Annotated in this window: 13 protein-coding genes; all 13 read left to right on the top strand. The window is 36.9% G+C overall.

The window, feature by feature from the left end; genetic code table 11:
• Nucleotides 1-250, top strand: a 250-nt coding sequence (locus tag B4C08_RS10695) for a WecB/TagA/CpsF family glycosyltransferase (RefSeq protein ID WP_296665257.1), incomplete at its 5' end; no start/stop codon positions are given.
• A gap of 7 nt (nucleotides 251-257) precedes the next feature.
• Nucleotides 258-1,679 (top strand): oligosaccharide flippase family protein, encoded by a 1,422-nt coding sequence (locus B4C08_RS10690; RefSeq protein ID WP_296665255.1) that lies wholly within the window; start codon nucleotides 258-260, stop codon nucleotides 1,677-1,679.
• A 3-nt stretch (nucleotides 1,680-1,682) separates the two neighbouring features.
• Nucleotides 1,683-2,681 (top strand): glycosyltransferase, encoded by a 999-nt coding sequence (locus B4C08_RS10685; RefSeq protein ID WP_296665253.1) that lies wholly within the window; start codon nucleotides 1,683-1,685, stop codon nucleotides 2,679-2,681.
• A 3-nt stretch (nucleotides 2,682-2,684) separates the two neighbouring features.
• The gene (locus B4C08_RS10680; RefSeq protein WP_296665250.1) at nucleotides 2,685-3,836 is read left to right on the top strand and encodes a polysaccharide pyruvyl transferase family protein; all 1,152 of its coding nucleotides are present in this window, start codon (nucleotides 2,685-2,687) and stop codon (nucleotides 3,834-3,836) included.
• A 220-nt stretch (nucleotides 3,837-4,056) separates the two neighbouring features.
• Nucleotides 4,057-4,293, top strand: a complete 237-nt coding sequence (locus tag B4C08_RS10675; protein ID WP_296665249.1) for a hypothetical protein — start codon at nucleotides 4,057-4,059, stop codon at nucleotides 4,291-4,293.
• Nucleotides 4,268-4,687 (top strand): PIN domain-containing protein, encoded by a 420-nt coding sequence (locus B4C08_RS10670; RefSeq protein ID WP_296665247.1) that lies wholly within the window; start codon nucleotides 4,268-4,270, stop codon nucleotides 4,685-4,687. Before B4C08_RS10675 ends, B4C08_RS10670 begins: the two co-directional genes overlap by 26 nt.
• A gap of 199 nt (nucleotides 4,688-4,886) precedes the next feature.
• Nucleotides 4,887-5,213: a hypothetical protein gene (locus B4C08_RS10665; protein WP_296665245.1), complete on the top strand. Its 327-nt coding sequence runs from the start codon at nucleotides 4,887-4,889 to the stop codon at nucleotides 5,211-5,213.
• A gap of 48 nt (nucleotides 5,214-5,261) precedes the next feature.
• Nucleotides 5,262-6,161: a macro domain-containing protein gene (locus B4C08_RS10660; protein ID WP_296665243.1), complete on the top strand. Its 900-nt coding sequence runs from the start codon at nucleotides 5,262-5,264 to the stop codon at nucleotides 6,159-6,161.
• Nucleotides 6,162-6,179: 18 nt separating this feature from the next.
• Entirely contained in the window at nucleotides 6,180-6,902 is a 723-nt protein-coding gene (locus B4C08_RS10655) for a hypothetical protein (RefSeq protein ID WP_296665241.1), read from the top strand.
• On the top strand, nucleotides 6,899-7,984 hold the full coding sequence (locus B4C08_RS10650) for a glycosyltransferase family 4 protein (RefSeq protein ID WP_296665239.1): 1,086 nt from the start codon (nucleotides 6,899-6,901) through the stop codon (nucleotides 7,982-7,984). Before B4C08_RS10655 ends, B4C08_RS10650 begins: the two co-directional genes overlap by 4 nt.
• Complete coding sequence (locus tag B4C08_RS10645) at nucleotides 7,978-9,015, top strand: EpsG family protein (protein ID WP_296665236.1); 1,038 nt, start codon at nucleotides 7,978-7,980, stop codon at nucleotides 9,013-9,015. The genes B4C08_RS10650 and B4C08_RS10645 overlap by 7 nt, the downstream gene beginning before the upstream one ends.
• A gap of 12 nt (nucleotides 9,016-9,027) precedes the next feature.
• Nucleotides 9,028-9,906, top strand: a complete 879-nt coding sequence (locus tag B4C08_RS10640; RefSeq protein WP_296665233.1) for a glycosyltransferase — start codon at nucleotides 9,028-9,030, stop codon at nucleotides 9,904-9,906.
• A gap of 55 nt (nucleotides 9,907-9,961) precedes the next feature.
• A partial coding sequence (locus tag B4C08_RS10635; protein ID WP_296665230.1) for a hypothetical protein occupies nucleotides 9,962-10,162 on the top strand: 201 nt, incomplete at its 3' end.

Below are 10,162 nucleotides of genomic sequence, written 5' to 3'. Positions count from 1 at the left end.
GGAAAAGTGGATTTGGGAAAACAAGCAAAAACTGAACGCAAAAATAATCTTCGGAAACGGCGGTGCTGTCGATTTCTGGAGCGGAAACACAAAACGCGCGCCTGAGTTCATGATCCGCCTCGGACTTGAATGGTTTTTCCGGCTGTTCGCAAGTTTCTCGTTCAAGCGCGTGGCAAGGCAGATGAAGCTTGTGAAATTTTTGGTGAAGTATAGGCGAGGAAAATATGATGTGAGGGAAGTTTTCAACTGACTTTTCTATGAAAGGCAAACGTTATCTTGCAAAAAATATAGCTTTTCTCACTGTGGGGCAGTTTGGAACTAAGCTTCTGACGTTCTTTCTTGTGCCGCTGTACACAAGCGTGCTCACTTCTAGCGAATATGGAACTTACGACTTGTACTCCGCGACTGTGGGGCTTTTTGTGCCGATTTTGACTTTGAACATCTCGGACGCGACAACGGTATTTCTTCTGGACAGGAATGTAGCAAAGGAAGGAATTGTTTCCATAAGCCTGAAATATTATTTTTACTCGCTTCTGGCTTTTGCGTCGCTTATTGTGGCGAATGTTTTTCTCAACTTTGCGCCGCTTTTCAATGAGTATCCGCTTTTTCTTTTTCTGATGTTCGCGGTGAACGCTCTTAGCCAGCTTCTCTTGAACTATGCGCGCGGCTTTGACCGGGTAAAGGATGTCTCCGTTTCCGGCGTGCTCTGCTCGGCGGTGATGATTGCGCTCAACATAATCTTTCTGCTTCCGCTTCATCTTGGGCTTAAAGGCTATTATCTTGCCACGATTGCCGGAACGCTTTCCCAGATTCTTTATCTCTGCGTATCGCTGGAGATTTTCCGCTTTATAAAAATCAGGAGGCAGGACAGAACGCTCAAAAAACAGATGCTCTCGTACTCATGCCCGATGACCCTGAACAGCGTCTCCTGGTGGGTGAACAGTGTTTCTGACCGCTATATTGTTACGGCAATGTGCGGAATTGTTGAGAACGGAATCTATTCTGTGGCGTACAAGATTCCTTCCATTCTTTCAATGTTCCAGCTGATTTTCAGCCAGGCGTGGACGCTTTCCGCCGTGCAGGATTTTGACAAGGATGACAGAAACGGATTTTTTTCAAAGATGTACGGATTTTACAATGTCGCGATGTGCATTGTCTGTTCGGTGCTGATTATCCTTGCAAGACCTATTGCGCATATTCTTTATGCGAAGGACTTCTTTGCTGCATGGAGATATGTGCCGTTTCTGCTTGTCTCTGTGGTTTTCGGCTCTCTTTCGGGGTACTTGGGCGGAATATTCGCGGCTGTGAAGGACTCAAAAAGCTTTGCGACCTCTACAGTTGCTGGTGCGGTCTTGAATATTGTTCTGAATATCGTCTTGATTCATTTTATCGGAACTTTGGGAGCGGCAGTTGCGACCGCCGCGGCTTACATACTTGTCTGGGCGATGAGAATGTACAAGGCAAAAAAAATGATGCGGCTGGATGTTGCCATTGCAAAGGACTGCGCGGTTTACATGATTCTTGTTGCTCAATGCGTTGTGGTTCTTTTGGACGATAGGTTGGGCGGCTGGAATTACGTGGTGAATTCCGTGTTGCTTCTTGCCTCTTGTGTTCTGTGCAGAAAGGAAGCATCGCAGATTGTGGAATTTGGAAAAAGAAAAATAGGAGCTGGAAAATAAGTTATGGAAGAGAAAGAAAAAGTTTCTATAGGCGTTCCTATATATAAAGTTGAAAAATTTTTAAGCAAGCTGATTGATTCGCTTGTAAATCAGACATACAAAAATCTTGAGATTATCCTTGTCGATGACGGCTCTCCTGACGGCAGCGGAAAAATCTGTGATGAATATGCAAAGAAAGACAGCAGGATTAAGGTTATCCATAAAGAGAATGGCGGTGTAAGCTCTGCAAGAAATAAAGTTCTGGAAATTGCGACCGGCAAATGGCTTGTCTTTGTGGACGGCGATGACTGGCTTGAATCTGACTGCGTGGAATATATGCTTCGCCTTGTTCATGAGACTGATTCTGAAATGGGCATGTCATTGAACAATTTTACGACAAGAGACAGAAAGCAGATTGACAATGACTTGATTGAAACTTGGTTGCCTGAAAAAGCTGCCTGCACAATGCTTTATCCTTATCTTGCAATCGGCTGCTGGAACAAGATTTACAGTTTGGAGTTTCTGAGGAAAAACAGCATCACGTTTACGCATAAACTCAGTGGCGAGGGAATGGTTTTTATCGTAACTGCCGCACAGTATGCAAATCACGTGGGAGTCGGCAGAAGAAAGGTTTATAACTACAGGCTTAACAATGAAAATTCTGCGATGACAAAATACCGTCTGGAAATGGGAACTTATGCGCAGAAAGCTATAAACAAGATAAAAAGCGAGCTTGTTATAAAAACACCGCGTCTTATAAACGCCTGCAACTGGCACATCTGGAAAAACTATAATTTCACATTGTTCCTGATTATCGCGACAGATTCAAAGAAAGAAAACATTGAACTGTATAAAGACTGCCTGAAAAACAACCGCAGGCTGTTCATTTCCGCAAATCTTAAGGCTGACTTAAAGCTAAAGACAAAAATAAAGAACCTGATAATCGGGCTTTTCCCTATCTGGTACGCAAAACGCAGCCTGAAAAACCAGCGCAAGGCGTTGAAAAAAGACTTGATGGAGTAGGTGATGAAAGTCGGCATCATAACATATTGGATTACCCGAAGCAATTATGGCACCCTCTTGCAGAATTTCGCCTTGCAGACTTTTTTGCGCTCTCTCGGCTTTGAGACTTTTCTGATTAGAACTGATATTCCGCTTGGCTGTTCAAGGCGAAGTTATTATAAATCGCTTTTGCAAAAAAACGGATTTTTTTCATTGTTTCATTATTTCAAAAGCCGCTTGTTCTGCAAGATTGCACGGAAAATTTCATCAGAAAATAAAAATGATGAGAAAAGAAAATTTCCTGATTTCGTGGACAAAAACTTGAATCCCACAAAAATTTTCAGAAGTCTTTCCGAGCTTGAAGATGGCTGTCCTGCCGCTGAAATTTACATTGCCGGAAGCGATCAGGTCTGGAACACTTACGGAGAAAATTATGGTGCAGTTTCTGAACAGATAAAAGCGTTTCTTCTTTCATTTGCGCCGGATTCTGCAAAGAAAATTTCCTGCGCGGCTTCTTTTGGAAAAAGCTCGTTGAACATGGAATTTGAGAGTCTTTTTAGGAAGGAGCTTTCGAGATTTGACTTTATTTCCTGCCGTGAAAAAAACGGAGTTGAAATCTGCAAAGGGCTTGGATTTGAAAACGCAGTGCTTCAGCAAGACCCGACAATGCTTCTTTCTTCCGGTGAATATAAGAAAATTGCAAGCAAAAGTCTTGCTCCAAAAAAGCCCTATATTCTGCTTTATCTTTTAGGAAACGACACGGATTTTTCTATACGTAGACTGAAAAAATTTGCGAAGTCTAAAAATCTTGAAGTGGTTTATGTTCCAGCAAATGAGGCGCAAAAAATCAATTTTCATAAAAAAACATTTCCGACGGTGGAAGAGTGGCTTGGGCTTTACGGGAACGCAAGCGCGGTTGTTACAAACTCGTTCCACGGAACAGTGTTCTCTTTGATTTTTAACAAGCCTTTTTTGTCAGTCCATCAAAGCGGAAAATTTGAAAGCCAGAATGTGCGGATAGATTCCCTGCTGGAGGATTTTGGATTAAATAGCCGGATTTTTTTAGGCAATTTTGAAAAACTGCTCGTGCCAGTCGGTTTTGAGAATGTGAACAAACGGCTGGAAGAAATTAGAGAAAGTTCGCCGTTTGTGGAATGGATAAAATTGAAAAAATAAAGTGCAGGAGGAAAACTGAGAAGGTAATTGATTTTTGACATTTTGCGTTATGCAAATGTTTGTTCTTTGACATTTCTGTTTTTAATTTGGGTGAAAAAAAGTCTGTTTCGTGCTATATTATATATGTGGATAAGATAAAAATAGCCAAAAATGTTGTTTGTTTTTATCTTTTGAACTTAAAGAGTCTGCGCTGAAAACTTGCTTTTTACGGGAGGTGAATATGCAAAATATTGCTGCTCTTACAAAGATGATAACAGCACTGGATGAGGATTCTCTCAATTCTGTTGCAAATTATGTTATTTATCTTACATCTGTAAAAGAAAAATCCTCTGATTGCAAAACAAAGCAGGTTGCCTTTGATTCCTTGATGAAGCTTAAAGGCAAGATTGCCAGAGAAATAGATCCAAAAAAAGAGCTTTTAGAGGCGCTTGATGAAAAATATTCGCGTGCTTATTGATACAAATATTTTCTTGGATTTCTTCTGCAAGCGAGCTTCATTCTGCGATTCTGCTCAGAAGATTATATCACTTTGCAAGGATGGAATCCTTCATGGCTTTGTTGCGGCACATTCTATTTCCAATATGTTCTATATTTTGCGAAAAGATTTTACGGATGATGAGCGAAGGGAATTGCTTCTTGACCTCTGCTCTATCTTTACAGTCTGTGCGGTTGATAAAGGAAAAATAATTCACGCATTGAAGAATAAATCTTTTTCGGATTTTGAGGATGGGCTTCAGAACGAGTGCGCTTTGTCTGAAAATCTTGACTGCATAATAACGCGGAACAAAAAAGATTTCTTGAATTCATCTTTGCCAGTTTATACTGCGGACGAGTTTTTAGAATCGCTATAAACTTTGAAAAATTAAAATAGAAATATAACAGCTTAAAATCAATTCTCTTTTCAGCCTGAAAATAAATGGCTGAGCCAAAAATCTTAAATTTAAAATCTTCATATTTTCATTATTCTCAGAATTGCATAAAAATAGAATGTTTTTGTGTTCTGGGGATTTTTTTTGTCTTCAGATGAAATATGTATTTTGGAGGAAAATTATGGCAACAGATGGCGGTGAATATTTCGATTTGACTGACGATTCAAAAATCTTGCAGATAGATTCTCCGCAGGAAAATTTGAGCGGACCGTACAATGTGGTTTACAAAGATTTGAATGAGCGCTGGGCAGCCGTGACTATTAAATGGGATAAAAAGCCTTGCTTGGGAATCCGCTGGTTCTGGGACGTAACTGGAATGCCAAACGGACACGGATATTCAACTTGGCTTGTTGTTTCTGATGAGATTGCATTTTCAATTTTGAATGGGCTTCCTATAAAGCCTGCTATAAAACTGAAAGTTCAGGATTTTCTTGCGGGAAGACATTGAAGGAAAATCTTCGTTTGTGGAATGGATTAAAAAAATAAGGAGTTGTTGATGAATTTTATTTGTCTAAATAAAAATTTTATAAAACAAAAAACTAAGTCTGTTTTAGCAGTAGAAATGTCTATTATTTCATTTAGTTTAACAGTATTTTCTTTTTTTGGTGATTTTACTTTAAAAAATTGGAATTTTTGTTTATTGGGAAAATTTTCCGTAGTTTTTTTATTTTTTATTTTCTGTGTATTTATTGCTTTTATTTTATCTTGTTTATTGACTTTTCTGAAAGTAGAAAATCGTGTTTGGGGAAAAAATAATTCAACTTTATCAATTATATATGGTGATATTTTTAACTTAAAACAAAAAAAGAATAAAAAACAATTCATTGTTATTCCTGTTGATACACAATTTATGACAGAGGTCGATTCTGAATCTCTGAACATAAAATATCCAAGGGTCGCTCCAGATTCTCTACATGGAAAATTTATAAGTAAATTCTATAAAAATAAAAATGATAAACTCAAAAATGATATAGAAACTTATATTGATAAGAAAGAATATAAAATTGACAAAAAACAACAGTCAAAATATTCGACTTTATCAGAAAATAGATTTGAAGTAGGTACTATAGTTCAAATTGCTCCAGAAAATGATAAAGGAAAAATTTTTTTATTATTAGCATTAGCTGAATTTGATGAACATAATAAGGCATCGTGCAGTAAATCTAAATTAATAATTGCGTTAAATGCTTTATTTAAATTTTATGATGAAAATTGTCAGGGCGGGGACTTATATATTCCTCTTATGGGAACAGGATTCTCTAGAGTTGGACTTACAGAAAATGAGTCATTGCGAATAACAAAATCCTGTGCAGAACTTAATTTGGACTATATAAAGGGAAATGTAAGTATTGTTGTTTATAAGAAATTGAGAATGGATGTTTCTATTTTTCAATAATAAAAATTGGAGGATTGTATGATTTGTGGTTTTAATTGCGTTGGTTTTGATAAATTTAACTCAGCTCATTATGAGGAAAATCAAAATGATTGTAGATTAAAGGATTTTATTGTAAATCAAAAAATTGATGCAAAATCTTTGCAGGAAAATATATTTCCAATAAAACCAGCTGATATATTTATATCTCATTCTCATAAAGATGAAAATATTGCTTGTAATTTAAAATCCTGGTTGGAAGAGAAGTTGAAACTTACAAGTTTTCTTGATAGTGATGTTTGGGGAAGTGCCGATACAATTTTGAAACAAATAGATAATTCTGATTTTGTATCTCATTATGTGAAAGATAAAGGTGGAACTACTTATAGCTATGAGGACAGAAATTTAACTACCTCTTATGTTCATGTAATGTTATGTAATGCAATTATGCAGGCTTTTGATTCTTGTAAATTTGTATTTTTTATTAATACGCCAAACTCAATTAATGCTAAGGCTTCTGTAGAGGATAAAGAAACAAATTCTCCATGGATTTTTTATGAATTGGGCGTTTTAAAATATATAAGAAAAAAAGAAGTTGATTTGAATAAATCATTTTCTCTAAAGGAACAAAAAAGTCTAGAAAATTTTATTAATTTTCCGACTTCTGATTTAACAAACTTACCTAAGCTTACTTATGAGAAATTGAATTCATTAAATAATACTGATGTTGTTTCTGAATTGCTAAAGTTAGGTAATGTAATATGAATCCAAAAAAATCAATTTGCTTTATAATGCCGGGGCTTTCTCATGGTGCTGTCGGCGGGTATAAAATCGCCTATGAGTATGCAAACCGTTTGTCCGCGCTTGGATATAAGGTTTCTGTTTTTTATCCGCTTTTTATGACAAAAAGAATGAAGTTTTCTTTGCTTGTGCGGATAAAGAAACTGCTTGCATATCTGCCTCTGAAAATTCTAAAACTTTATCGGCAGCGGTGGTTTCCATTAAAAAATGTAAAAGAGGAATTCTCTTTTTCTTACAGCAGGAAAATTTTTAATAATTATGATGTGCTTGTCGCAACTTTTATTGACAGCGCGTTTGCTTTGCACGACTTAAGTCTCGACATTTCGAAGTCCTGTATCTATCTGATACAGGGTTTCGAAAAATGGCCTCCATTTTCCGAAACCCAAGTTTTTGAAAGCTATAGATTTCCTATGAAAAAAGTTGTCATAACACCGTGGCTTTTGGAAAAAGTTCGGAGTGCAGGCGAAGATGCCATGCTCATTTACAACGGATTGGATTTTTCATATTTTACGCTTTCTCAAAAAATTGAAGAGCGGAATCCTTATGAAATAAGCCTTATGTACCACACACGTCCAGAAAAACGCTTTGAGGATTCTGTAAAGGCTCTTGAGATTGTTCACAACAAGTTTCCGCAGATTCATGTTTCTGTCTTTGGGATTTTCAACAGTCCGGAAAACTTTCCAAAGTGGTTTACTTATTATAAAAGCCCTTCTAAGGAGCTTCATAATAAGATTTACAATGATTCTTCTATATATATTGCGGCAAGTTCCACAGAAGGTTTTGGGCTTACGGTTGCCGAAGCGATGATTTGCGGCTGCGCTGTCGCCTGCACTGACAACGGCGGTTTTTCTTCGATGGTGGCTGATGGCGAGACTGGACTTCTTTCCCCGGTTTTTGACTATAAGGCTTTGGCGGAAAATATTATTAAACTGATTTCTGACAATGAGCTTCGGATTCGGCTTGTAAAAAACGGCAATGAAAATATAAAGAAATTCAACTGGGAAAGTGCCGTTGAGAGTTTCCAGAAGGTGATTGAAGAATGTTGAAAAGTCTGATTTTTGTGTTCTGCACAGCGATGGGAATTTTTCTGACTGTCGTTCAGGAAAACTATAAAAGAACATTGCGTTTTTCTTTTTCTGCGTTTGTGTTCTTTCTTGTTCCTATATTATGTTTTGCGCTTTCTCGTTTTTTCTGGGCGGATGCGGCAGGTCTTGCTGATTATCATAATTATTTTGATTTCTTCAATCACGCGGATAAAGTAATTGAAAACCGCTTTGAGATTATGGCAAAAGTCATCAGATTTTTAAGTCCGACTCTTTTCATTTTTCTTCTTTTTTATTCGCTTATCAGCATTACGCTGAAAGTTTATACAATTGATAAAATTTCAATTTATCCTTTGCTTTCTCTTGTAACATATATTTCAACCTCTTTTGCTCTGCACGATATTGTGCAGATAAGAATAAGCTGCGCAATTGCGATTTTTCTCTTTTCAATCAGATTTCTTGTTGAGAGAAAATATTTTATATATATTCTTCTTATTTCGATTGCTGTATGTTTTCATAAAAGTTCAGCCGCATTTTTTGTTTTTCTTTTTTTCAGGAAAAATTCTTTTAATCCTGCTTTTTGGATATTAGCTCTGGTTGTTATATATTTCTCAGCTTTTTTGAATATAAATTTTATAAAGCTTTTTCTGCTTGTTTTAGGGGAAGACAACTACTATTATCTTTCGATTATTTCGGATATGAATCAGAATCTTGACTTGTTCAATGTTAATCAGCTTATAAATATTTTTATATTTTTACTGCTTGCTTTTAATTCAAGAAAATTCATGTCTTACAAATTTTTTCCGATATTTATGAAAATATTTTTCTGTAGCATTGCTGTTTATCCGCTTTTGAATAGTGTTCCAATCGTGGCTTCAAGATTCAGCGAGATGCTTCGTCCATCTATAATATTTCTTCTTCCTCTTGTTATAAATATTTTCAGACAAAAATGGGTTGGATATATTTTTTTCATCTGCATCTGTTTGATGCTGTCGTTTTTGAATAATTTTTATTATTCGCTTGTGTCTATTTAAAAGAGGTTTCCTATGAGTTCAAAAGTCTATGCGCTTGTAACATTGTTCTATCCGAATGAAAAAATTGCGGAGAATATAAAAGTTCTTGCTTCTCAGGTTGACTGTGTGATTCTCTCTGACAATACGCCTGGCTGTGACAGCCAAAATCTTTTTGCGGAAATCCAAAATTGCATTTACATTGCGAACAGAGAAAATTTCGGGCTTTCAAAGGCGTTCAATGTTGCGCTGAAAAGCCGCCAGTTTGATGATGAGAATTACATTTTTTTCTTTGACCAGGACTCAAGAATCTGTGAGGGTTACGCTGAGACTCTGGTTCGTAATTTTGAGAAAATTGATTTGAATCATGAAATCGGCTGTGTCGGTCCACAGTATATCGATACAAATTCCGGTAAAATTATTGCTCCCCGAAAAATTGAAGTTCTTTCTGCCAGCTGCTATACGGTCTCCTCGATGATAACTTCCGGACTTCTGACAAAATATTCCGTCCTGAAAAAAATCGGATTCTGGAACGAGGCGGTTTTTCTTGACATGGCGGACTGGGACATCTGCTGGCGGATGAAAAAAGCTGGCTTCAAGATTGTTCTTTGCAATGCACTGACACTGACTCACACTTTGGGAAAAGGCGTGAAGAAAATCGGAAAATTCAACCTGCGGATAAATCATCCTGTACGTGAATATTACCAGCTCCGTGACTCAATAAAAATCTTTTGGCGGCGTTATGTTCCTGTAAAGTATAAAATCCGTTTCTTTCTGATGTGGTTTCCTATGCCGCTTATTTACCTTTGTTTCCTCCCGAACCGCTTGCAGCGCATGAAATACATTTTCTTGGGATTTTTGGACGGAATAAAAAGGAAAAACGACAGTTTTGAAAAGTTGCATGGGGAAGGGTGAGAATAATTCTTCAAATTCATTATATTATAAACTAGAATTAATAACCGGAGTTTTTATGGATTTAAGGAAAATCAGCAAGGACATAAACAGTCAGTTGAATAATTACGAGATTGGAAAAATCCAGCAGTTTCGGGTTAAGGCAAAAAAGTTAAGCCGCCCAAAGTCGTATAATTTATTTCCCGATGAGCCGATAAATGAAAACTGGACTTTCCATATCGGCGGAAGAACCGAGCTGCAGTTCAATATTGGAAATGAA

Source organism: Treponema sp. UBA753, from assembly GCF_002297325.1.
Taxonomy (GTDB): domain Bacteria; phylum Spirochaetota; class Spirochaetia; order Treponematales; family Treponemataceae; genus Treponema_D.
Note: the sequence above shows the minus strand (reverse complement) of the source record. Positions and strands in the feature narration are given on the sequence as shown.

Coding starts and splice junctions, on each gene's coding strand:
- B4C08_RS10655 (WP_296665241.1), top strand. CDS start 6,180: ATGATTTGTGGTTTTAATTGCGTTGGTTTTGATAAATTTAACTCAGCT.
- B4C08_RS10650 (WP_296665239.1), top strand. CDS start 6,899: ATGAATCCAAAAAAATCAATTTGCTTTATAATGCCGGGGCTTTCTCAT.
- B4C08_RS10690 (WP_296665255.1), top strand. CDS start 258: ATGAAAGGCAAACGTTATCTTGCAAAAAATATAGCTTTTCTCACTGTG.
- B4C08_RS10660 (WP_296665243.1), top strand. CDS start 5,262: ATGAATTTTATTTGTCTAAATAAAAATTTTATAAAACAAAAAACTAAG.
- B4C08_RS10685 (WP_296665253.1), top strand. CDS start 1,683: ATGGAAGAGAAAGAAAAAGTTTCTATAGGCGTTCCTATATATAAAGTT.
- B4C08_RS10670 (WP_296665247.1), top strand. CDS start 4,268: ATGAAAAATATTCGCGTGCTTATTGATACAAATATTTTCTTGGATTTC.
- B4C08_RS10675 (WP_296665249.1), top strand. CDS start 4,057: ATGCAAAATATTGCTGCTCTTACAAAGATGATAACAGCACTGGATGAG.
- B4C08_RS10680 (WP_296665250.1), top strand. CDS start 2,685: ATGAAAGTCGGCATCATAACATATTGGATTACCCGAAGCAATTATGGC.
- B4C08_RS10645 (WP_296665236.1), top strand. CDS start 7,978: ATGTTGAAAAGTCTGATTTTTGTGTTCTGCACAGCGATGGGAATTTTT.
- B4C08_RS10640 (WP_296665233.1), top strand. CDS start 9,028: ATGAGTTCAAAAGTCTATGCGCTTGTAACATTGTTCTATCCGAATGAA.
- B4C08_RS10665 (WP_296665245.1), top strand. CDS start 4,887: ATGGCAACAGATGGCGGTGAATATTTCGATTTGACTGACGATTCAAAA.